This window comes from Pseudomonas sp. LS.1a, assembly GCF_022533585.1.
Lineage (GTDB): Bacteria > Pseudomonadota > Gammaproteobacteria > Pseudomonadales > Pseudomonadaceae > Aquipseudomonas.
In genome coordinates, this window is sequence record NZ_CP092827.1 from 4,992,618 (window position 1) to 5,015,452 (window position 22,835).

At 62.0% G+C, this 22,835-nt stretch carries 21 protein-coding genes and 1 other RNA gene; 13 read left to right on the forward strand and 9 right to left on the reverse strand.

Features of this window, described 5'->3' with window-relative positions; all coding sequences use genetic code 11:
* Nucleotides 1-188 precede the first annotated feature (188 nt).
* Together dnaK and grpE are read right to left on the reverse strand one after the other, a co-directional pair.
* Nucleotides 189-2,114 (reverse strand): molecular chaperone DnaK, encoded by a 1,926-nt coding sequence (gene dnaK / locus MKK04_RS23025; RefSeq protein ID WP_207834334.1) that lies wholly within the window; start codon nt 2,112-2,114, stop codon nt 189-191.
* Nucleotides 2,115-2,215: 101 nt separating this feature from the next.
* On the reverse strand, nt 2,216-2,773 hold the full coding sequence (gene grpE, locus MKK04_RS23030) for a nucleotide exchange factor GrpE (RefSeq protein WP_207834322.1): 558 nt from the start codon (nt 2,771-2,773) through the stop codon (nt 2,216-2,218).
* Nucleotides 2,774-2,964: 191 nt separating this feature from the next.
* Between grpE and recN the strand changes: the two genes are divergently transcribed.
* Complete coding sequence (recN, locus tag MKK04_RS23035; protein ID WP_207834321.1) at nt 2,965-4,638, forward strand: DNA repair protein RecN; 1,674 nt, start codon at nt 2,965-2,967, stop codon at nt 4,636-4,638.
* A 191-nt stretch (nt 4,639-4,829) separates the two neighbouring features.
* Here the strand turns inward: recN and fur are convergent, their stop codons facing one another.
* The gene (fur, locus tag MKK04_RS23040; protein ID WP_015271870.1) at nt 4,830-5,234 is read right to left on the reverse strand and encodes a ferric iron uptake transcriptional regulator; all 405 of its coding nucleotides are present in this window, start codon (nt 5,232-5,234) and stop codon (nt 4,830-4,832) included.
* 97 nt (nt 5,235-5,331) lie between these two features.
* On the opposite strand from fur, the gene MKK04_RS23045 reads away from it, so the two are divergent.
* Nucleotides 5,332-5,865: an outer membrane protein assembly factor BamE gene (locus MKK04_RS23045; protein ID WP_085599585.1), complete on the forward strand. Its 534-nt coding sequence runs from the start codon at nt 5,332-5,334 to the stop codon at nt 5,863-5,865.
* Between the two features lie 60 nt (nt 5,866-5,925).
* Here the strand turns inward: MKK04_RS23045 and MKK04_RS23050 are convergent, their stop codons facing one another.
* Nucleotides 5,926-6,360: a type II toxin-antitoxin system RatA family toxin gene (locus MKK04_RS23050; RefSeq protein ID WP_046613141.1), complete on the reverse strand. Its 435-nt coding sequence runs from the start codon at nt 6,358-6,360 to the stop codon at nt 5,926-5,928.
* A 162-nt stretch (nt 6,361-6,522) separates the two neighbouring features.
* Here MKK04_RS23050 and smpB point away from each other — a divergent pair, with 162 nt between their 5' ends.
* Nucleotides 6,523-7,005, forward strand: a complete 483-nt coding sequence (gene smpB, locus MKK04_RS23055; protein ID WP_013974300.1) for an SsrA-binding protein SmpB — start codon at nt 6,523-6,525, stop codon at nt 7,003-7,005.
* Between the two features lie 135 nt (nt 7,006-7,140).
* Here the strand turns inward: smpB and MKK04_RS23060 are convergent, their stop codons facing one another.
* A complete protein-coding gene (locus MKK04_RS23060) occupies nt 7,141-7,908 on the reverse strand; it encodes an FCD domain-containing protein (RefSeq protein WP_063911802.1) in 768 nt (255 codons plus the stop codon).
* A 256-nt stretch (nt 7,909-8,164) separates the two neighbouring features.
* On the opposite strand from MKK04_RS23060, the gene MKK04_RS23065 reads away from it, so the two are divergent.
* From MKK04_RS23065 to MKK04_RS23100, 8 genes are all read left to right on the forward strand, one after another.
* Entirely contained in the window at nt 8,165-9,835 is a 1,671-nt protein-coding gene (locus MKK04_RS23065) for a lactate permease LctP family transporter (RefSeq protein WP_063911803.1), read from the forward strand.
* A gap of 63 nt (nt 9,836-9,898) precedes the next feature.
* Nucleotides 9,899-11,044 (forward strand): FMN-dependent L-lactate dehydrogenase LldD, encoded by a 1,146-nt coding sequence (gene lldD / locus MKK04_RS23070; protein ID WP_013974303.1) that lies wholly within the window; start codon nt 9,899-9,901, stop codon nt 11,042-11,044.
* Between the two features lie 75 nt (nt 11,045-11,119).
* Nucleotides 11,120-13,930: an FAD-binding and (Fe-S)-binding domain-containing protein gene (locus tag MKK04_RS23075; protein WP_207834314.1), complete on the forward strand. Its 2,811-nt coding sequence runs from the start codon at nt 11,120-11,122 to the stop codon at nt 13,928-13,930.
* 270 nt (nt 13,931-14,200) lie between these two features.
* A complete protein-coding gene (locus MKK04_RS23080; RefSeq protein WP_207834306.1) occupies nt 14,201-14,485 on the forward strand; it encodes a hypothetical protein in 285 nt (94 codons plus the stop codon).
* A gap of 99 nt (nt 14,486-14,584) precedes the next feature.
* Nucleotides 14,585-14,976: a transfer-messenger RNA gene (ssrA, locus tag MKK04_RS23085) on the forward strand.
* Between the two features lie 609 nt (nt 14,977-15,585).
* Nucleotides 15,586-15,849 (forward strand): DUF3077 domain-containing protein, encoded by a 264-nt coding sequence (locus MKK04_RS23090; RefSeq protein WP_063911807.1) that lies wholly within the window; start codon nt 15,586-15,588, stop codon nt 15,847-15,849.
* A 233-nt stretch (nt 15,850-16,082) separates the two neighbouring features.
* Nucleotides 16,083-16,361 (forward strand): DUF2790 domain-containing protein, encoded by a 279-nt coding sequence (locus MKK04_RS23095; protein WP_233694637.1) that lies wholly within the window; start codon nt 16,083-16,085, stop codon nt 16,359-16,361.
* Nucleotides 16,362-16,629: 268 nt separating this feature from the next.
* Complete coding sequence (locus MKK04_RS23100) at nt 16,630-16,836, forward strand: co-regulatory protein PtrA N-terminal domain-containing protein (RefSeq protein WP_233694636.1); 207 nt, start codon at nt 16,630-16,632, stop codon at nt 16,834-16,836.
* Between the two features lie 168 nt (nt 16,837-17,004).
* Here the strand turns inward: MKK04_RS23100 and MKK04_RS23105 are convergent, their stop codons facing one another.
* The 3 genes from MKK04_RS23105 to MKK04_RS23115 all read right to left on the reverse strand — a co-directional run bounded on the left by MKK04_RS23105 (nt 17,005) and on the right by MKK04_RS23115 (nt 19,058).
* A complete protein-coding gene (locus MKK04_RS23105) occupies nt 17,005-17,565 on the reverse strand; it encodes a hypothetical protein (protein ID WP_233694635.1) in 561 nt (186 codons plus the stop codon).
* Between the two features lie 171 nt (nt 17,566-17,736).
* On the reverse strand, nt 17,737-18,789 hold the full coding sequence (locus tag MKK04_RS23110) for an ADP-ribosylglycohydrolase family protein (RefSeq protein ID WP_233694634.1): 1,053 nt from the start codon (nt 18,787-18,789) through the stop codon (nt 17,737-17,739).
* Between the two features lie 11 nt (nt 18,790-18,800).
* Nucleotides 18,801-19,058 carry a hypothetical protein gene (locus tag MKK04_RS23115; protein ID WP_233694633.1) on the reverse strand — a complete coding sequence of 86 codons (258 nt, stop codon included), beginning with the start codon at nt 19,056-19,058 and terminating at the stop codon, nt 18,801-18,803.
* Nucleotides 19,059-19,177: 119 nt separating this feature from the next.
* Between MKK04_RS23115 and MKK04_RS23120 the strand changes: the two genes are divergently transcribed.
* Nucleotides 19,178-20,053, forward strand: coding sequence for a WYL domain-containing protein (locus tag MKK04_RS23120; protein ID WP_025340723.1), 876 nt, complete (start codon nt 19,178-19,180; stop codon nt 20,051-20,053).
* Nucleotides 20,054-20,120: 67 nt separating this feature from the next.
* Here the strand turns inward: MKK04_RS23120 and MKK04_RS23125 are convergent, their stop codons facing one another.
* Entirely contained in the window at nt 20,121-21,659 is a 1,539-nt protein-coding gene (locus MKK04_RS23125; RefSeq protein WP_241106012.1) for an MFS transporter, read from the reverse strand.
* Nucleotides 21,660-21,925: 266 nt separating this feature from the next.
* On the opposite strand from MKK04_RS23125, the gene MKK04_RS23130 reads away from it, so the two are divergent.
* Nucleotides 21,926-22,789, forward strand: a complete 864-nt coding sequence (locus tag MKK04_RS23130; protein ID WP_207834295.1) for a LysR family transcriptional regulator — start codon at nt 21,926-21,928, stop codon at nt 22,787-22,789.
* Nucleotides 22,790-22,835: the final 46 nt, after the last annotated feature.

The window sequence follows — 22,835 nt, forward strand, 5'->3', positions numbered from 1 at the left end:
GCACCTTGTTGGGCGTCTGGCATCTACGCCGCGCCATCAGCACCCGCCGCTTGCCCACCCGGGCCACTGACAGATGCTGTAAAAATTCTCGAATTCCAGATACGCCAACGCGGGAGCAAGCCCCCGCGCGGCGACATCCTACCAGCTCACCGCCAAACGACGGTGAACCGGCCGACAACATGCAGGGATTACTGCTTGTTGTTGTCTTTTACTTCTTCGAACTCAGCGTCAACCACGTCATCGTGCTTGGCTTCCGGTTCGGCCTGCTGTGCGCCGCCCTGAGGCTGTTCAGCCGACTGCTCGGCGTACATCTTCTGGGCAACCGGCGCCGACACCTTGGACAGCTCTTCGACCTTGGCGTCGATGGCAGCCTTGTCGTCGCCCTTGACAGCGGCTTCCAGGGCGACAACGGCAGCCTCGATGGCGGTTTTCTCTTCAGCGGTAACCTTGTCACCAGCGTCAGCGACCATCTTGCGGGTCGAGTGAACCAGCGCGTCACCCTGGTTACGGGCAGCGGCCAGCTCTTCGAACTTGCGGTCTTCCTCGGCGTTGGCCTCGGCGTCACGCACCATGCGCTCGATTTCTTCGTCCGACAGGCCGGAGTTGGCCTTGATCACGATCGACTGCGACTTGCCGGTGGCCTTGTCTTTGGCGCTGACGTGCAGGATGCCGTTGGCGTCGATGTCGAAGGTTACTTCGATCTGCGGCACACCACGCGGAGCCGGCGGAATGTCAGCCAGGTCGAACTTGCCCAGCGACTTGTTCTGTGCAGCCTGCTTACGCTCACCCTGCAGCACGTGAATGGTCACGGCGCCCTGGTTGTCGTCGGCAGTCGAGAATACCTGCGACTTCTTGGTCGGGATGGTGGTGTTCTTCTCGATCAGCGAAGTCATCACGCCACCCATGGTTTCGATACCCAGGGTCAGCGGGCTGACGTCCAGCAGCAGTACGTCCTTCACGTCACCAGCCAGCACGGCACCCTGGATGGCAGCACCCATGGCCACGGCTTCGTCCGGGTTGACGTCCTTGCGCGCTTCTTTACCGAAGAAGTCGGCAACGGCTTTCTGCACCAGCGGCATACGGGTCTGACCGCCGACCAGGATCACGTCGTCGATCTTGCTGGCATCGATGCCAGCGTCTTTCAGGGCGATGCGGCAAGGCTCGATGGTACGGTTGACCAGGTCTTCGACCAGCGACTCCAGCTTGGCGCGGGAGATCTTCACGTTCAGGTGCTTCGGACCGGTAGCGTCTGCAGTGATGTACGGCAGGTTGACGTCGGTCGACTGGGCAGAGGACAGCTCGATCTTGGCCTTTTCAGCGGCTTCTTTCAGACGCTGCAGTGCCAGCGGATCGTTCTTCAGGTCCATGCCGGACTCTTTCTTGAACTCGTCGACGAGGTAGTCGATCAGGCGCATGTCGAAGTCTTCGCCACCCAGGAAGGTGTCGCCGTTGGTTGCCAGTACTTCGAACTGGTGCTCACCGTCGACTTCGGCGATTTCGATGACCGAAACGTCGAAGGTACCGCCACCCAGGTCATAAACGATGACAGTGTGGTCGCCCTTGGCCTTGTCCATGCCGTAAGCCAGTGCAGCGGCAGTCGGCTCGTTGATGATACGTTTTACGTCCAGGCCAGCGATGCGACCGGCATCTTTGGTGGCCTGACGCTGGCTGTCGTTGAAGTAGGCCGGAACGGTGATGACCGCTTCGGTAACTGGCTCGCCGAGGTAGTCTTCGGCGGTCTTCTTCATTTTCTTCAGGACTTCAGCGCTGATCTGCGGTGGCGCCATGTCCTTGCCGCTGGCCTGCACCCAGGCGTCGCCGTTGCTGGCCTTGACGATCTTGTAAGGCACCAGCTTGATGTCTTTCTGCACCACGTCTTCTTCGAAGCGGCGGCCGATCAGGCGCTTCACTGCGAACAGAGTGTTGTGCGGGTTGGTGACCGCCTGACGCTTGGCCGACTGGCCAACCAGGATTTCGCCATCGTTGGCGTAGGCCACGATCGACGGGGTGGTACGCGCACCCTCGGCGTTTTCGATGACTTTGACGTTACCGTTTTCCAGCACAGAGACGCACGAGTTGGTGGTCCCCAGGTCGATACCGATGATTTTACCCATGTTAACTCTCCCGAAACTTGAATTTGGTAGCAGCGACTACTTTGGCCAACTGCGGTAATACTTGAAGGCTTGACACCTAGATGGGGATGCCCCGAAAGATTTCAAGCCTTCTCATTGATCGAGGGTTGTGGCGCGCTCGGCGCCTTGCTGACCACCACCATGGCGGGGCGCAGCAGACGGCCGTTGAGCAGGTAGCCCTTCTGGAACACGTTCAGCACGCTGTTAGGCTCTACTTCGGCGTTTTCCTGCATGGCCATGGCCTGGTGGTGCTCCGGGTTGAACGGCTGGCCGTGCGGGTCGACTGCTTCGAGGTTGTAGCGCTTGAGGGTGTCCTGGAACATCTTCAGGGTCAGCTCGACGCCTTCGCGGATCTGCTTGACGTGTTCATCGTCGGCACTGGAGTGCGCCAGGGCCAGTTCCAGGCTGTCGATCACCGGCAGCAGGTCGCCCGAGAACTTCTCGAGGGCGAACTTGTGGGCTTTCTCGACATCCTGTTCGGCGCGACGGCGCGCGTTCTGCACGTCGGCAACGGCGCGCAGCGCCTGGTCCTTGGCGGCGGCCAGCTGCTCCTCGAGTTCCAGGACACGGGCGTCGGCAGCGTTACCTGCACCGGTCTCTTCGACGTTAAGGTCTTTCTCGTTCAGCTGTTCGTCAGCCATGGGGTCTCTCCTGCGCAATTTTGTGGACTGCGAGCCAGGCTCGCCTTGGATGTCGGCTATATGGGGCCGGAAAAACCAGCTTCAAGGGGCAAGGTGGATTTCCCGGCCGCAACAGAATCTGCCGAGGGGCATTGGCAGGCCTGAAAAAAGTACTGTATAAATAACCAGACCTGACTTTCGGGAGCCGCCCCATGCTGGTGCACCTGTCCATTCACAACTACGCCATCGTCGAGCATCTCGACCTCGAGATCGCCCGCGGCATGTCCGTCATCACCGGCGAGACCGGCGCCGGTAAATCGATCATGCTCGACGCCCTCGGCCTGGCCCTGGGTGACCGGGCCGACAGCGGCGTGGTGCGCCCCGGCACGGACAAGGCAGACATCCTCGCCACCTTCGACCTGGTGGATATCCCCGAGGCGCATGCCTGGCTGGCCGAGCGCGACCTGGACAACGACGGCCTGTGCATCCTGCGCCGGGTGATTACTGCCGAAGGCCGCAGCCGCGGCTACATCAATGGCACGCCCTGCCCGCTCGGCGACCTCAAGGCGCTGGGCGAACTGCTGATCGACATCCACAGCCAGCACGAGCACCAGTCACTGCTCAAGACTGATACTCACCGCCGCCTGCTCGACGAGTACGCCGGTGCCGTCGACCTGGCCCGCCAGGTGCAGCTGGCGGCCAAGCGCTGGAACCAGACCCGCCTGGAGCTGGAGCGCCTGTCCAACTCCGGCGATGAGCAGCGCGCCCGCCATCAGTTGCTGAGCTACCAACTGGAAGAACTGGACAACCTCGGCCTGGGCGAACACGAGCTGGAGCAACTGGAGCAGGAACACAAGAACCTGACCAGCGCCGAAGCCCTGTTCAGCATTTGCCGCCAGGTCATCGACCAGTGCAGCGAAAGCGATTCGGGCAATGTGCTCAGTGCCCTCACTGCCAGCCTCAACCGCCTGGGTGCCGCCACCAACTCACCAAAGGCACTGGGCGAAGCGGCCAACCTGATCGCCAGTGCGCAGATCCAGGTCGAGGAAGCCGTGGGCGAACTCAATCGCTTCCTCGACAACTTCGACGCCGACCCCATGCGCCTGCAGGCACTGGAAGAACGCCTCGACACTATCTACACGCTGGCGCGCAAACACCGCGTGCACCCCACCGAACTGCCCCATCTGCAGCAGCAACTGATGGAAGAGCTGGAAGGCCTGAACGCCAGTGACGAGTCAATCGAGCGCCTGGGTGAAGAACTGTCGGCCTTTGCCCAGCACTATAAAGAGAAGGCTCGCGAGCTGAGCGCACTGCGCCAGCAGGCTGCCCAGCAGCTGGCGGTGGCCGTCGAGCAGGAGATCCAGCGCCTGGGCATGCCCGGCGGGCGCTTCTGTATCGCGCTCACGCCCAACGAGGGTGCCGACCTGTCGCCTCATGGCCTGGAGCAGATCGAGCTACTGGTCAGCGCCAACCCCGGCCAACCACTCAAGGGCCTGGCCAAGGTGGCGTCAGGCGGCGAACTGTCGCGCATCAGCCTAGCGATCCAGGTGATTACCGCTCAGACCTCGCGCATCCCCACCCTGGTGTTCGACGAGGTCGACGTCGGTATCGGCGGGCCTACTGCCGAAATCGTCGGCCAACTGCTGCGCCGCCTGGGCGAACGCGGCCAGGTGCTGACCGTAACTCACCTGCCGCAGGTCGCGGCACAGGGGCATCACCATCTGTTCGTGCACAAGGTGCGCAACAGCGACACCACTCACACCGCCGTGGCCAGTCTGGGCAAACGCGAACGGGTCGAAGAGGTGGCGCGGATGCTGGGTGGCATCGACCTGACCAAGGAATCCCTGGCGCATGCGCGCAAGATGGTTGTAAGCGGCAAGGCCTGAGCCCTCCATTTTCAGGCCTCTTCGCGGGTAAACCCGCTCCCACAGGATATTCACCGGCCCCGAAACCTGTGCAGCACCTGTGGGAGCGGGTTTACCCGCGAAGAGGCCTGCACAAACGACACACCTCTCAGCCCCAGAAAGCACAAAGGCGACCCGAAGGTCGCCTTTGCTATCCATAACGATAAGAATCGTTACTTCTTTTTACGCACGTACAGGACCAGATTGTGGTCCACCAGCTCGTAGCCATGCTCGGCCACGATTTCGCGCTGGCGTTTCTCGATTTCGGCATCCATGAACTCGATGACTTCACTGGTCTCCACGTTGACCATATGGTCGTGGTGACCGCCATCGGCCAGTTCAAACACCGCATGACCGCCGTCGAAGTTGTGGCGAACCACCAGACCCGCTGCTTCGAACTGGGTCAGTACGCGATAGACGGTGGCCAGGCCCACGTCCTCGCCAGCTTCCATCAGCGCCTTGTAGACATCCTCGGCGCTCATGTGACGCTGCTCGGTGGAGTCGAGCATCTGAAGGATCTTGACTCGAGGCAGGGTCACCTTGAGGCCGGCTTTGCGCAATTCGCTATTTTCAACCATGGTCAGCTTTCTCGCCGATGCTGCTTCGCAGCTTCTCTTAATACGGGTATGATCGGGGTTTACGTTGTCCAGCCAAGATAGTGGAAGTCGCCCACCGATGCAAAACACCAAGCTCTTGCTAACCAGCCTCACCCTAGTGGGACTGCTCGCACTCGCCGGTTGCTCGTTTCCCGGGGTTTACAAAATCGACATCCAGCAGGGCAATGTCGTTACGCAAGACATGATAGACCAATTGCGCCCCGGAATGACCCGCCGGCAAGTAAGGTTTATCATGGGCAACCCGCTGATCCAGGACACCTTCAACACCAACCGTTGGGATTACCTGTACAGCCTGCAGCCAGGCGGCGGCAAACGCCAGCAAGAACGCATGAGCGTGTTCTTCAACGAAAGCGACCAACTGGTCAGCCTGTCTGGTGACTTCATGCCAGGCGTCAGCCGCGACCAGGAAATCCTCGGTGGCAGCAGCGACACCACGGTCAGCCCGGCCAACCAGGCAGAGCAGCCAACCGTGCAGCCTGAAGAAAAACCGGCCAAGCCAGGCTCGGTCGAAGAATCCATCCAGCGCGAGATCGACACCATCGAGACCACCCCGGTCCCGACGCCGGCTCCGCTGGAAACCTCGCCTCAGTAAGCGGCGAGCAGATACAAAAAGCCCGGACCTGGTCCGGGCTTTTTGTTGCCGCTTTTTCAGTCAGGCATTCAGCTGCTTGGCACGCTGGCAGAACGCATCCACCAGCGTATTGGCCGCCTGGTTGAACAGTGGCCCAAGGGTTGCGCGCACCAGCGGACCGGCATAGTCGAACGACAGGTCCAGGCTGATCTTGCAGGCCTTGTCACCCAGCGGTTTGAACACCCACAGGCCATGCAACTGGGTAAACGGCCCCTCCTCCAGGTTCATCTCAATGGACTGCCCCGGCACCAATACGTTGCGCGTGACAAAGTGCTGGCTCATGCCGCCCTTGGCCACTTCGAGCTTGGCGCGCATGTGCGTGTCACTGGCTTCGATCACCGTCGAGGCCGAGCACCAAGGCAGGAACTGCGGGTAGCTGGCCACATCGTTGACCAGATCGTAGAGCGCCTGGGCAGGGTATGGCAGCAGGGCGGAGCGTTGAATATGGGTAGTCATCCAGGCGTCACTTCCAAGGCTGGGTGGCGGCGCTTCACAGCGTGCCGAAAACAGGTACTGTCCCCAAGACAGGGGCTGTATTGTCCGGTATTCATTGCAGTGGCTCAAGCACACCGAAATCCCGTAGCCGACAACGCGGCGACTGCCTATAATGCCGCCCCTATGGCTAAGCAAAAGAAACATCCGACCGGGACCATCGCGCAGAACAAGAAGGCGCGACACGATTACTTCATCGAACACAAGTTCGAGGCCGGGCTGGTCCTGTCCGGCTGGGAAGTAAAAAGCCTGCGAGCCGGCAAGGCGCACCTGACTGACAGCTACGTGCTGCTGAAGGACGGTGAAGCCTGGCTGTTCGGCAGCCACATCACCCCGCTGACCACGGCCAGCACCCACGTCATCGCCGACCCCATCCGCACCCGCAAGCTGCTGCTGAACAAGCGCGAGCTCGAGCGCCTGGAAGCGGCCGTGGCGCAAAAGGGCTACACCTGCGTGGCCCTGGCGCTGTACTGGAGCAAGCACCTGATCAAGTGCGAAATCGCACTGGGCAAGGGCAAGAAGGAATTCGACAAGCGCGACACCATGCGCGAGCGCGATTCCAACCGCGAGCTGCAGCGGGCGGTGCGGAACAAGGGCAAGGAAGAGTAATACCTCTTCTTCAGCCTGCTCCGGCCTCTTCGCGGGTAAACCCGCTCCCACAGGGTTAACACTGAGTTCAGATTCGGTGCCATCCCTGTGGGAGCGGGTTTACCCGCGAAGAGGCCAGCATTGCCAATACAAATCTCAACGCCCGCTACGCCGCTCCGCCCGCGCCACTCGCTGCGCTTCTTCGTGCGCCTCCTCCAGCACCTCCTGCACATACAGAATGTGCCGGCTGGACACCTCCCGCGCATCCTCCGCCCTGCCCTCGACAATCGCCAGGTACAGTTCCCGGTGCTGACTGATCAGCATGTCCCGGGTCTCGGTCCGTTGCTGGTACATACCACCAATGTTGGTCACCACGTTGCGCTTGAGCAGGTCGAACAAGCCCCGAATGGTGTGCAGCAGCACGGCGTTATGGCTGGCCTCGGCAATCGCCAGGTGGAAACACGCATCGGCGGCGCCCTCCTCCGCCCGGGTCACTTCGTCAGCCCTGGCATAGCAGTCCTGCAGCGCATCGAAGGCCGCCTTGAGCCGCGCCCGGTCCGGCTCGGTGGCGCGCCGAGCCGCGTAGTAGGCGCAGGACGCCTCAAGGGTATGGCGGAATTCGAGCAGGTCACGCTGCGCCTCGGCACTGTGCTCGAGCAACTGCAACAACGGGTCGCTGAAGGTGGACCCCAGGGACTCGGCGACAAAATTGCCCCCACCCTGGCGGCTGACCAGCAGCCCCTTGGCCACCAGTTTCTGGATCGCCTCACGCAGTGACGGGCGGGACACGCCGAACTGCTCGGCGAGGACGCGCTCGGCCGGCAGCCGCTGCCCCGAGGTCAGCGTGCCTTCCAGAATCATCCCTTCCAACCGATCGACGATGTCGTCGGACAGGCGCCGTTGGCGGACCTGATCAAAAACCATCACATGCTCTCCACAAACCCCCGGCAGATTTCAGGGGGCGTCTATTCTCGCCGATCCAGGCCGCGCAAACACCCATCAGGCAACGATTTTCCCAGCCCATCAGGGGCCCGCTCATCGGCACGCGACCAAAGTTTTGCACAGGACAAATTGACACACCCACGGAGACGCTTTTAACCTAGCGACCAGCCATTGTAAATTGGTCTTACCAATTATCCAATGCCAGTGCCTGACCAACAACAATTAGGGGCCACCCCATATGCAAACCTGGCAACAACTCTATAGCCCGCTTGGTAGTCTTGGCCTGTCCGCACTGGCGGCGGTCATTCCCATCGTCTTCTTCTTCCTTGCCCTCGCCGTGTTCCGCCTCAAAGGCCACGTGGCCGGCAGCATCACCCTCGCGTTGTCGATCCTGGTGGCAATCTTTGCCTTCCAGATGCCTGTCGACATGGCATTCGCCGCCGCGGGTTATGGCTTCCTCTACGGCCTCTGGCCGATTGCCTGGATCATCGTTGCCGCGGTGTTCCTGTACAAACTCACGGTCAAGAGCGGCCAGTTCGAAGTGATCCGCAGCTCGGTGCTGTCGATTACCGACGACCAGCGCCTGCAAGTGCTGCTGATCGGCTTCTGCTTCGGCGCCTTCCTGGAAGGTGCGGCGGGCTTTGGTGCACCGGTGGCAATCACTGCCGCGCTGCTGGTGGGCCTGGGCTTCAACCCGCTGTACGCCGCCGGCCTGTGCCTGATCGCCAATACCGCGCCAGTGGCCTTCGGCGCCCTGGGCATCCCGATCATCGTGGCCGGCCAGGTCACCGGTATCGACGCCTTCCACATTGGCGCCATGACCGGTCGCCAGCTGCCGCTGCTGTCGCTGTTCGTGCCGTTCTGGCTGGTGTTCATGATGGACGGCCTGCGTGGCGTGAAGGAAACCTGGCCTGCCGCCCTGGTCGCCGGCCTGAGCTTCGCCGTCACCCAGTACTTCACCTCGAACTTCATCGGCCCGGAGCTGCCGGACATCACCTCGGCCCTGGCCAGCCTGATCGCCCTGACCCTGTTCCTGAAAGTCTGGCAGCCCAAGCGTTCGTTCGCCGAAGCCAAAGGCAGCGTCGGCGCCGCCGTGGTGCAGCCAAGCGGCAGCCAGCCAAGCCCCTACAGCTTTGGCGAGATCTTCAAGGCCTGGTCGCCGTTCCTGATCCTCACCGTGCTGGTGACCATCTGGACCCTGAAGCCATTCAAGGCGGCCTTCGCCCCGGGCGGCGCGATGTACAACTTCGTGTTCAACTTCGCCATCCCGCACCTTGACCAGCTGGTGATCAAGAGCGCACCGATCGTCGCCGCGCCAACCGCCATGCCAGCGGTGTTCAAGCTCGACCCGATCTCTGCCACCGGCACCGCGATCTTCCTCTCGGCGCTGATCTCCATGGCGGTGCTGAAGATTAACTTCAAAACTGGTCTGACCACTTTCAAGGAAACCTTCTGGGAACTGCGCTGGCCCATCCTGTCGATCGGCATGGTGCTGGCCTTCGCCTTCGTCACCAACTACTCGGGCATGTCCTCGACCATGGCCCTGGTGCTGGCCGGTACCGGTGCCGCGTTCCCGTTCTTCTCGCCGTTCCTCGGCTGGCTTGGCGTGTTCCTGACCGGTTCCGACACCTCGTCCAACGCCCTGTTCAGCTCGCTGCAGGCCACCACCGCACACCAGATCGGGGTCAACGACACCCTGCTGGTAGCGGCCAACACCAGCGGCGGCGTGACCGGCAAGATGATCTCGCCGCAATCGATCGCCGTGGCCTGCGCCGCCACCGGCCTGGTCGGCAAGGAATCCGACCTGTTCCGCTTCACCGTCAAGCACAGCCTGTTCTTCGCCACCATCGTCGGCCTGATCACCCTGATCCAGGCCTACTGGCTGACCGGCATGCTGGTTCATCACTAAAGTGAAAGGGGCCGGGCGCCATCGCGCGCCCGGCAATCCCCACACGCAACGCTGCGAGAATCCATGATCATTTCTGCCTCTACCGACTATCGCGCCGCGGCCCAACGCAAGCTGCCTCCCTTCCTGTTCCACTATGCCGACGGCGGCGCCTACGCCGAGCACACCCTGCGCCACAACGTCTCGGACCTGGCCAGCATTGCCCTGCGTCAGCGCGTGCTGAAGAACATGTCCGAGCTCAGCCTGCAGACCAAGCTGTTCGACGAAACCCTGAGCATGCCGGTGGCCCTGGCCCCGGTCGGCCTCACCGGCATGTACGCCCGCCGTGGCGAAGTGCAGGCGGCGCGCGCAGCGGCGGCCCACGGCATCCCGTTCACCATGTCCACTGTGTCGGTGTGCCCGATCGAAGAAGTGGCCCCGGCCATCGACCGGCCGATGTGGTTCCAGCTGTACGTGCTCAAGGACCGCGGTTTCATGCGCAACGCCCTGGAGCGGGCCAAGGCCGCCGGGGTCAAGACCCTGGTGTTCACCGTCGACATGCCAACCCCAGGCGCCCGCTACCGCGACGCCCACTCTGGCATGAGCGGCAAGAACGGCCCGCTGCGCCGCGTGCTGCAAGCCATGACCCACCCCGAGTGGGCATGGGATGTCGGCGTGATGGGCCGCCCACACGACCTGGGCAACATTTCCACCTACCGTGGCAACCCCACGGGCCTTGCCGACTACATCGGCTGGCTGGCCAACAACTTCGACCCGTCGATCTCCTGGAAAGACCTGGAGTGGATCCGCGAGTTCTGGGATGGCCCGATGATCATCAAGGGCATTCTCGATGCCGATGACGCCCGCGATGCAGTCAGGTTCGGTGCCGACGGCATCGTCGTGTCCAACCACGGCGGCCGCCAGCTCGATGGCGTGCTGTCCAGCGCCCGCGCCCTGCCGGCGATTGCCGATGCGGTCAAAGGTGACCTGAAGATCCTCGCCGACTCCGGCATCCGCAGCGGCCTCGACGTGGTACGCATGATCGCCCTGGGTGCCGATACCGTACTGATCGGCCGCGCCTTCCTCTACGCCCTTGCCGTGCACGGCCAGGCCGGGGTGAAAAACCTGCTGGAGCTGTTCGAGAAGGAAATGCGCGTGGCCATGGTACTGACCGGCGCCAAGTCGATCAGCGAAATCACCCGCGACTCGCTGGTACGCGAACTGGGCGCCTGACCGCCCGCAAGAACGACCGCCTGATTGACCCGGGGCATGTGGCGCACAGACGCCACGGCCCCGCGAGGAGACTGCATGAGCCTGCCCGCCGCGTTCCTGCGTGATGCCGAGCGCCTGATCCCCGCCGAACGCCGTTTCGACGACCCCACCTCCACCCTGGCCTTCGGCACCGACGCCAGCTTCTACCGCCTGATTCCCAAGCTGGTGGTGCGCGTCGAGTCCGAGGACGAAGTGGTCGGCCTGATCAAACTGGCCCAGCGCGAGCGCGTGCCGGTCACCTTCCGCGCCGCCGGCACCAGCCTGTCCGGCCAGGCCATCAGCGACTCGGTGCTGATCGTGCTCGGCGATAACTGGAACGGCCGCGAAATCCGCGGCCAAGGCGAGCAGATCCGCCTGCAACCCGGGGTCATCGGCGCCCAGGCCAACGCCTGGCTGGCGCCTTTCGGGCGCAAGATCGGCCCCGATCCGGCCTCGATCAACGCCTGCAAGATTGGCGGCATCGTCGCCAACAACGCCAGCGGCATGTGCTGCGGCACCGCGCAGAACACCTACCATACCCTGGCCGGCCTGCGCCTGGTGCTGGCCGACGGCACGCGCCTGGACAGCGAAGACCCGGCCAGCGTCGCCGCGTTCGAGGCCAGCCACGCCGACCTGCTGGAAGCACTGGCCCGCCTGGGCCGCGAGACCCGCGCCAACACCGCACTTGCCGAGCGTATCCGGCACAAGTACCGGCTGAAGAACACCACCGGCCTGTCGCTGAACGCGCTGGTGGACTACGACCAGCCGCTGGATATCCTGCAGCACCTGCTGGTCGGTTCCGAAGGTACCCTGGGCTTCATCAGTGCCGTCACCTACGACACCGTGCCCGACCACCCGCACAAGGCCAGCGCGCTGTTGGTGTTCCCCAGCGTGGAAAGCTGCTGCCGTGCGGTGACCGTGCTCAAGCGCCAGCCGGTTTCGGCCGTGGAACTGCTCGACCGCCGTAGCCTGCGCTCGGTGCAGGACATGCCTGGCATGCCGCTGTGGGTAAAAGGCCTGTCGGACAACGCCTGCGCCCTGCTGATCGAGTCCCGCGCCGCCAGCCAGAGCCTGCTGCATGAACAACTGCAACAGGTGATGGCCTCGATTGCCGACTTCCCACTGGAACAGCAGGTGGACTTCAGCGAAGACCCGACTGTTTACAACCAGCTGTGGAAAATCCGCAAGGACACCTTCCCCGCCGTCGGCGCCGTGCGCCAGACCGGCACCACCGTCATCATCGAAGACGTGACTTTCCCCATCGAGCAACTGGCCGAAGGCGTCAACCGCCTGATCCAGCTGTTCGACAAGCACCGCTACGACGAAGCGATCATTTTCGGCCATGCCCTGGAAGGCAACCTGCATTTCGTCTTTACCCAGGGTTTCAACAGCGCCGAGGAAGTCGCCCGCTACCAGGCCTTCATGGACGACGTGGCGCAACTGGTGGCGGTGGAGTTTGGCGGCTCGCTCAAGGCCGAGCACGGCACCGGGCGCAACATGGCGCCATTCGTGGAGCTGGAGTGGGGGCAGGATGCCTACCAGCTGATGTGGAAGCTGAAGCGCCTGCTCGACCCAAACGGCATTCTCAACCCCGACGTGGTGTTGAGCGAAGACCCGGACATCCACCTGAAAAACCTCAAGCCGCTGCCCGCTGCCGACGAGATCGTCGACAAGTGCATCGAGTGCGGCTTCTGCGAACCGGTGTGCCCGTCCAAGGGCCTGACCCTCAGCCCGCGCCAGCGCATCGTCATGTGGCGTGACATCCAGGCCAAACAGCGCGCCGGCATCGACACCCGCGAGCTGATGCAGACCTACCAGTACCAGGGTATCGACACCTGCGCCGCCACCGGCCTGTGCGCCCAGCGCTGCCCGGTCGGCATCAACACCGGCGAACTGGTGAAGAAACTGCGCAGCCAGGCCGCCGCACACGAAAAAGCCGCCGACTGGCTGGCCGAACACTTCCACACCGCCCTGGGCGGCGCGCGCCTGACCCTGACCGCCGCCAACACCGCGCGCAAGCTGCTCGGCGCCCCACGCCTGGGCCGCCTGAGCGCCGCGCTGAACAAAGCCAGCAAAGGCCGCCTGCCGCAGTGGACCCCGGCCATGCCACAACCCCTGCGCCCGCTGGACTTCGGCCCGGCCAGCAACGACGCCCGCCCCCGCGTGGTGTACCTGGCTGCCTGCGTCTCGCGGGTGATGGGCCCGGCCTATGCCGACCGCGAGCAGAGCTCGCTACTGGACAAGACCCGCGCCCTGCTGGAAAAGGCTGGTTACCAGGTGGTGTTCCCCGACAACGCCGACAGCCTGTGCTGCGGCCAGCCGTTCGCCTCGAAGGGCTACCCCGAGCAGGCCGAACACAAACGCCAGGAACTGATCGCCGCCCTGCTGCACGCCAGCCGCGGCGGCCTCGACCCGATCTACTGCGACACCAGCCCCTGCACCCTGCGCCTGGTGCAGGACCTGAGCGATACCCGGCTGGACCTGTACGACCCGGTGCGCTTCATCCGCACCCACCTGCTCGAGCGCCTGGAATTCACCCCCCAGGACGAACCAGTGGCCGTGCACGTGACCTGCAGCACCCAGCACCTGGGCGAAAGCCAGGCACTGATCGACCTGGCGCGGCGTTGCAGCAAGCAGGTGGTAATCCCGGAGGGCATACACTGCTGCGGCTTTGCCGGTGACAAAGGCTTCACCACCCCTGAGCTCAACGCCCACTCGCTGCGCAGCCTGAAGGATGCGGTGCAATATTGCAGCGAAGGCATCTCCACCAGCCGCACCTGCGAGATCGGCCTGTCCAGCCACAGCGGCATCGACTACCACGGCCTGGTCTACCTGGTAGACCGCGTCACCCGCCCCCGCAGTATCTGACCCTGTGGGAGCGGGCATGCCCGCGAACACCGGCGCAGCCGGTGCCATGCACCGCGCTGCCTGTTTCGCGGGCACGCCCGCTCCCACCGGTACTGCACATGCCCGAGCCAACCCAATTCCATGTGGGAGCGGGTTCACCCGCGAACACCGGCATAGCCGGTGCCATCCCCACCATCATCTCACGCCGCCACCATCTCGATTGAACCCGCGCCAATCCCCCGCAGTCCACCCTTACAGGCCCACCTTCCAGAGGCCCAGAAGGAGACTCCCATGAAAGGTACCGCGCTTTCGGCCCTGTTCGCGGCCGCCACCATGCTGGCTTCACCGGTGTTCGCCGCCGAAGACCTGTGCACGGCCAACCTGCAAAAGATCGACGACAGCATGGCCACCGCCGGCGCCACCTCCGAAGGCCTGGACAAGGCCATCACCGAGCACGTCGACAAAGCCAAGGCTGCCCAGGCCTCGGGCGATACCAAGGAATGCATCGCCATCACCAGCAAAGTCCTCGAGCGCCTGGAAAAAACCGAGAAAGGCAGCGGTGGTAGCGGCACGTGAGCCCAGCGGCGGGCGACCGGTCCGGCTGTCGACGTCGCCCGCACAATGGCGTATACTCGGCCTCACGTACCGTAAGGTGCGTTAGCCAAGAGCTAGTGTGGGGCCGATCAGGATTCGACGCCGGTAGCGAAACTCTAGGTGCATGCCGAGTTGGTAACAGAACTCGTAAATCCACTGTTGCAACTTTCTATAGTTGCCAATGACGAAAACTACGAGGGCTACGCTCTCGCTGCGTAAGCAGCTGAGCCCGCTCTCCTGGTAGCTTCGGCTCCAGCAATCATCAGGGGATGCCTGTAAACCCGAAATGATTGTCATACAGAACAGGATCGTCGTGTAGCACGTTGGGGGCAAAGCGACTAAAACTTACCCAACTCGTCCAAAGCACCCTGCCCGTCGGGCGGCTGCGGATTAACTCAGTAGACACGGCTAAGCATGTAGTACCGACAGCGGAGTACTGGCGGACGGGGGTTCAAATCCCCCCGGCTCCACCAAATCCCAAAGAAGAAGACGCCCTCGGGCGTCTTTTTTTGTGCCTGGACTTTAGGGTGTGCGAGCCCCAAAAATCAGATTTCACCCCTTCCGTGTAGGCCGTTTCCCAAAGATACTCCCTGCGCCTGTTTTCCGTTGCGGTCGTTTTTTCAGCGTTCTAGGCTCGGTGGGTCGTTGCACATCAACGACCAGCTTTGACAGGCTGATGACGACCAAACACACGGTTTTTTGCCTATGGCGGCTGTGTGTGGGGCACCTCGTGTGCGCCGGTTTGGTCTTCACCGGTCTGTCAACCCATACACGGCTGCCACCACCCGTTTGACAGCAAGCGCTGGTCGCTCCACTGAGGACCAAAATATGCTGAAGATTGTCCCCGCCCCACCATCTCCATTCCCTGGAAGACACGATCATGCTGGCCCCGGACTCTGTGGGAGCGGGCATGCCCGCGAAGAATCCAACGCGGTGTATGGCACCGGCTGCGCCGGTGTTCGCGGGTAAACCCGCTCCCACAGGGCCCCGCCAAATCAATGAGTTATGTGCAGTTCCACGAAAACCCGGCTTGCCGGACACAGGGCCAGCACAAGCACCTGCTACACGAGGGAGATCGATCAATGGCCACCGAAGACACCCAATGCACAGTCGGTAAAACCATCTTCTACCAAGGTGAAAACCAGACTCACCCACTCTTTCGCATCGAGGCCGGCATCCCCTGCCAGAGCGCCCGTGAACAAGCCTCGGAACTGATGGGCTACGCGCGGGACCTGACCATCGACGGCTTGATGGAAGACAAACCGAAGCTGATCTGGGCCGCGCACTACCTCTGCGCCTTGGGCAAAGCGCTGCTGGATGACGCCGAACTCGGCATGATGCGCTGAACAGCGCACCACCCTACCCCGTGCAGGACCAACCTCAAAAACGGACTTTGACCAACAGATACGGGGGGCAAAGGACGAATGGTCGAAATGTGTCAGGCACGGGGAATTGCAGAGAGTTTTTTGCCACTACAGGCGCTTCCATCAGGCGCGTTCGTCGTAGTGAAGTGAACTTCACTTTTTCGGCGTGTCAGATCAGGTCCTTGTCAAGCGAACTTCAGTAGAGGTACAGCCTTATGAGCATGGCCACAATTGTAAGTGCCGTGATTTCCAGTCTCGCACCCAGTGTCTTTGACCATAACAGCCTGCAAGAACCCGGCGCGCATGTCTCTGCCGTTGAATACCACTATGGTATGAACATCGATGTGAAACGGGTATTGCAACGCACCGATACATCCGACAAGACCGGCGTGGTACCGGTGATCGTAGTGTATGAAGACAGCAACGGCGAAATTCATAAAATCCGTTTCCTCGAATGGGGTGGAAGCCCCGCCGCCCCTACTGGCATGGCCTGATCCGCCCAACGTTAAAGCTCCCCACAGAAGCGGAAGTCAAACCTCATACGCACTCAGTGCAGAGGATGTTTTTATTACCTGAACCCGGACATGACCGAATGATTAAAAGTTCATTCGCGAAAAACACTATTGCCTTGGCAGTCTAACGCTGCAAATTAATAGACAGTCATCACTGAAATGCAGTTACAGCCAATAACAGCACGCTCTAGTCAATTCGTGCCGGGTGTAATGCTGAGCAGTTCACAAAGTTTTACTTGAGGATACCCAAATGAAAACCATGAAAGTTCTCTTCGTTGCCGCCGCCCTGACCGCTTCTTCTCTGGCGATGGCCTCCGGCGGTGGCGATCGGACCTTCGCACGCATGGAGTCAGCCCGCAAAGCCTCGATGCAGGCGTTGCAGCTTGCACAGAAACAAAAGGCAGAAGCCGCTGTGGCTGAAAGCAAAGCCAAACCAGCCAATGACGCCAAAGGCTGATCGGTGTAGCGCGTCCTCCAGCCTGGCCAGATAGCAGGCGTTTTCATTGTTCAGCGCTTGAAGTGTTCAGTTAATGAAGGCGCGCATACTGTCGGGGTATCGCGCCCATTAGAGGGAAAACTCCCCCCGAACTCGGTGGCAAGCCATCTACGCTCGAGTTGTGCCCCACTATGAAGCCGTAGTCTCTATCGTGCCTGCTGTGCTGGCGACCACAAGCGCGACGATACAAGCCAGCAAAGCGAATGCCGTGAATACCGCCATCACATGCATGCATGGCATGACATGATTCCAGGCTCTAGCTACCCCCAGGAAAGCGGCGAACAGCCAACCACTCATAGAGAACGCGCCCAAGAGTGCAAGGCGTCCGCGGTCGGAACCCGGTAACAAGACGAAAGGGGCTTTTTGCAACAACGGGAAGCCGACGCAATGCAACAGACCACCGTTCAGCGTCAGCAGCGCGACAACCGCAACCTTGGCCCAGAGCTTCTGGTTGAGCAAGTACACTGTGCCCTCCAGGAGATAACCCTGAAGTATCAACAGCAGACCACTGCCCCAAAGGGCCAGTAACGCGAGGGTGGCGATTTTCCGGGTTTCTTCCAGGTACTCATGCTTTGCCTGATCCAGCGCTTCCTTGCGCCAACTCCAGAGCTTGTGATCGGCAAGCAATACCCTGCCCAGGGCAATGCAGGTGGCGAGCAGATGAACATACACGAGGAGCATTTTCAGCATTATTTTTTGACCTTGTTTTTATATAGACGATGCGCTCCCTGCGTCATGAAATTTAATCTTAATAATACCTATTATCTCTTGCAACGTAATGTTTCAATTCATCGCACCAGTATCTGGACAGGTGGTTTTCCTCGGTCGCTGCACAAACGCAACGCGTGGCCTTCATCGTGCTCAGCTCCCCGGATAAACCAGCTCGATCTGCTCATCGAACTCCCCGCCAACTCCGCAATACTCCCTCGGAACGCGCTCAATATCTTCGGCCACCTGTGTAATCACCTGGCGCAGTTCCAGGCGTTCGAGCCAACGTGGAGGAATAGCGGCGGCACCATATTGCGCCCCCAGCAAGTGCCCGACGACCAGCCCGGTGCTACTACTGTCGCCGCTGTGATTCACCGCCATGGCCACCCCTTCTTCGAGTGACCGTGCTGTCAACGCACACCACAACCCAACCGCCAGCACTTGGTCAGCGACCCAAGCAGCGCCAAAATCGTCAATGCGTTGCGGGGTGGGTGTATAGCCCTCGTAATAGAAGAACAGCACGCGCTCGATCAAGCTGCGCGTTTCTTCCATGCCAGGCACCTGCCCGTACCTGGCCAAGCTCTGAGTCACAGCGTGCTCCAGGCTATCCTGTCGATCAACAACACGCTGGAGAATGTCGGCGAACAACCCTGCCGCCAGGTAACCGGTCGGATGCCCGTGTGTCAGTCGCCCGGACTGGGCCGCGTAGTCAAATGCATGGGCAAAGAATGCACAGGGTGCAACACGTACCAAGGCGCCGCAGCCCTTGCTGCTGTTTTCGGCAACCGCACCCAACCGCCCGCTGCCCTTGAGCGCACTCAGGCAAGTTGCATCGGGGGCACGGCGCGACCAGAGCCCCAGGTGCTTGATCAGCCAGCCATCCGTAGCCACCGGTATCGTCGAGGGGTAATCCTGTGTCGCCAGCCAGCGCAGCAACGCATGGTGAATAATGCTGGGGACATGACATGGCTGCCGTGAACTCCCCAGCACATAAGCCCGCAGCAAGCCTTCTGCGGTAAACAGCATCATCTGCGTATCGTCGCTGATCGCACCGGTGATGCCGTAAGCCGGGGCAAGATCAATGATGCCCTGCGGCCCGAACCTGGCCTTGATCACAGGCCACTCAAGAAACTCCACGGGGGCGCCAAGCGCGTCTCCGACAGCGCCACCCAGCAGGCAGCCTTTGATCCGTTCAAGTCTGTTCATGCCTTCCCTTATCACTCTTCTGCAGAGACCAGGTTCTGCAAAAGCACCAGCTTGCTTTGCAGCTGTGCGATTTGCGCTTTGTCAGCACGCTGCGCCGAGCGTAGCTCCCGGTTTTCCATCTCCCATATCCGCGCCCAACGCGCGTCCTGGCGACAGGCGACAGCCAGGTGCCAGATTTCCCGCAACCTCAGGTACTGCATCAAGAGCACCACCAGGATTACCCCGATCAACACCAACGCCCCTGTCGAAACCACTTCAGACATAGTCATGTCCACTTCCTTTCCTGGCTTCAAATCATTTCGAAGACAGCGACAAGATATGTAGTGATTTGCGACAGGTCTAGAATGTAGACTTATACAGGTAAAGTAATCGCGCACATGGAGAGGGTATGAAACGCAAGCAATCCATCGAGCAGGTACGCTGGGACCTGGCACTTCGCTATCGCTTGATCGAAACCGTTGCCTGGTGGGAAGGCCGGCTGACCACGGGCCACCTGATGCAGAGCTTTGGCATCAGCCGCCAGCAGGCGTCCAAGGACATCAATACCTACATCACCGAACATGCGCCCAAAAACTTGACATATGACAAGCAGCTCAAGGGCTACGTGCCGAGCAAGCAGTTCAAGCCGCTGTTCATCGACGACAGCGCCAGCGCCTACCTGCACCTGCTTTATCAGAACAATGAGCGGGCCCCGCACATCGACGGGCTGGCACTGGCCTATGCGCATACCCGGGTGCTGGAAGTGCCTGACCGGCCTATTCGCCCGGAGGTGCTGCGCCCCTTGCTCAAGGCCTGCCGTGAAGGCCTGCGCCTGGAAACCGAATACGTGTCCTTCAATACCCCCAACGTGGAGGTTCGCCTCATCGCCCCACACACGCTGGTCTACACCGGCATGCGCTGGCACGTGAGGGCTTACTGCGAGAAGAATGGCCAGTACCGCGACTTCGTCCTCAGCCGCCTGCGTGGGCAGCCAGACTTGCTCGACCAATCACCGAACACGCGCGAGCAGGATGAAGACTGGAATGTCGAGGTGCCGGTCATCTTCGAACCTGATGGGCGATTGAACGCGGCGCAGAAGGCAATCATCGAAACCGACTTCGGCATGACGCAGGGACAATTGGTGGTGCCCAGCCGCAGGGCACTGGTGAAGTACGTGTTGCAACGCTACCAGATCGACCACCGCAACCTGGCAGTGCTCCCCGAGGCGCAGCAACTGGTGGTGAGCAACCTCAAGGAACTGAAGCCGTGGCTGTTGAATGACTGAATGTCGAATCCCGCGACGAGGGGCTTGATGCCCCGAGTCGCTTTGTCCAGATGCACCGCCGCCCGCTTCATGATTGCCCCTCAGCCAGCAACCCCTCCGGCATGGCTGGCAACGGCCGGCTCAGCAACACGCCGACCAGCACCGCAAACAGCAGCGCCGCCACACCCGCGACCTGCAACACGGCTTCGAAGCCTCCGATGAACGCCTGACGGGCCAAGGGGGCCACCGTTTCCCGCAACCTGGGCTCAAGCAATGCCAACGCCGCGTGCAAATCACCCGCAGCAACCCGCGTGGCCATCGCGGCAACCTGGCCCGATTGCCCGGGCGCCACGGCAGCCATGGATTCATGCAGCAACTGCCCACTACGTGCAGCCAACACACCACCCAGCCCCCCGATGGCCAGCACGATCGCCCCGAACCGCGTGGTTGTACTCAACCCCGAAGCCATGCCCGTGCGCTCACGCGGCACGCAAGCCATGATGTTCTTCTGCGTATCGCCATTCAGCAGCCCGGCACCAGCGCCCAGCACCAGGCTGGCCAGGGCGAATGCGCTATAGCCGCCATGGCCCGCAGCCCAGGCGCACAGCAGGTTACCCGCCCCCACCAGCACCAGCCCAAGCGCGAACACCTGCGCCGGGCTCAAGTGCGCAGCCAGGCGCATGCCCAGACGTGGCGTCAGCAGCATGGCCACGGCAAACGGCAGCATGCCCGCCCCTGCAGCCAGGGCCGACAACTGCAGGCCGTTCTGCAAGTAAAGCGGCAGCAGGGTCATCATCACCTGGGCGCAGGCGGCGTAGGCGAACATGCCCAGCAAGGCGCCAACGAAGCGCCCGCTACGCATCAGCCGCAGGTCTATCATCGGCCGTTCCTGGCTGCGCTCGACCATGACGAACAGGCCGAACAGGAAGGCACTGATCACCAGTCGACCGAGGGTTTGCGCGCTGCCCCAGCCCACCTGGTTGGCATCGATCATCGCCCAGATCAGGTAACCCAGGCTGCCGGCGAAGGTCAGGCTGCCCCACGGGTCGAGCCGGGCCGCAGCGCTGTCGCGGGACTCCTCGACACTGCGCAGCACCATTACCGCAAGCAGCGCCACCAACGGCAAGTTGATGTAGAAGATCCAGCGCCAGCCCAGGGTACTGGCGATCACCCCGCCCAGCAGCGGCGCAAAGGTGATGGTGGCGCCCATGCAGGCGCCCCAGAAGGCCCAGGCGCGCATGCGCTCCTGGGGCTGGTGGAAGCGGTTGCCGATCGCAGCCAGGGCCGAGGTCAGCAACAACGCCGCACCAACGCCCTTGGCTGCCCTGGCCAGGTCGAGGAACAGCAGGTTGGGCGCCGCGCCGCAGGCCAGTGAAGCAAGGCCGAACAGGGCCAGGCCGAGCAGCAGCATGCGGCGACGGCCAAAGCGGTCGGCCAGGCTGCCGGCGGGCAGCAGGCAGGCGGCGAAGGCCAGCAGGTAGGCGCTGACCACCCATTCGATATCGGCGAACGAGCCGGACAGGTCGCGGGCGATGCTGGGCAGGCTGACCGCGACGATGTTGGTGTCGAGGATGATCAGGGCGCAGACCAGGGAGGCGGTGAGCAGGGTGAAACGCGCAGAGGGCATGGTGAGACTCCGGATGCAGGGCTGGTTGGATTTGGCGGTGTTGTTGGCTTGCAAGATCGCCGGGGGCTGCTTTGCAGCCCATCGCAGGCAAGCCAGCTCCTACAGAAACCGCACCGCCTTCGAGGATTGCGCAATACCTGTAGCAACCCCCAGGCAGCCTTTGCCGCCAAGCCACCAGCCTTGTAGTGTTGGCCTCAACATAACGCCGCCAGCCCCCAGGCTTGTTAGCCCCGGCGGCCCGCGTCATTACCCTGTAGGTAACACCCATGGAAATCCGCCATTTCCGCTACTTCCTCTGCGTCGCCCGCCACGGTCACTTCACCCGCGCCGCCGAGCAACTGGGCATCGCTCCGCCCACCCTCAGCCGGCAGATCCAGGACATGGAGCGCGAACTGGGCGTGCGCCTGTTCGAGCGCAACCAGCGCGAGGTCAACCTCACCGCCGCCGGCCAGGCGCTGTTGATCGAGGCCGAACATGCCGTACGCCAGTTCGACGCCGCGCAACTGGGCGCGCAACGGGCCGCCCGAGGCGAAAGCGGGCGCATCGAACTGGGCTATGTGGCCTCGGCCGCTTACTCGGGCATGCTCCAGCAGCAAGTCAGCCGCTACAGCGAAACCTGCCCCGGTGTGCGCTTGAACATTCGCGAACTGCCCATGACCGAACTGCCCGGCATGGTCCGCGATGGCCTGCTCGACCTTGCCTATGTGCGCTCGCCGATGGAGCTGCCCGGAGAGCTCGAAGCCATCGCCTTGCACCAGGAAGGTTTCGTCCTGGCCCTGCCCGCCAGCTCGCGGATCAATGAAGTTCCGCAGATCCCGGCTTCGCGCCTGGCCAATGAAACCTTCATCCTGCCCGAGCAGATCTCCGGGACGCTGGAGGTAGCAGCACAAGGTGGCTTCGTCCCGAGGCTCGGCCCACAGCCGGGTAGCCTGGTGGCGGTGATCACCCTGGTGTCACTCGGCCAAGGCATCGCAGTGGTGCCGGAATCGGTGGTACAGCGCATCAGCCTGCCGCAGGTGAACTACCGGCGTATTGTCGACTGCCAGGCCAGCTCGTGGCTTAGCCTGATTCACCGGCGCTTCGAGAAAGCGCCAGCGACAATCAGCTACATCAAGATGATGAAAGGCTGAAAAAACAAAGGGCACCCATCCACTGGTGCCCTTTGCCCTACCGCCA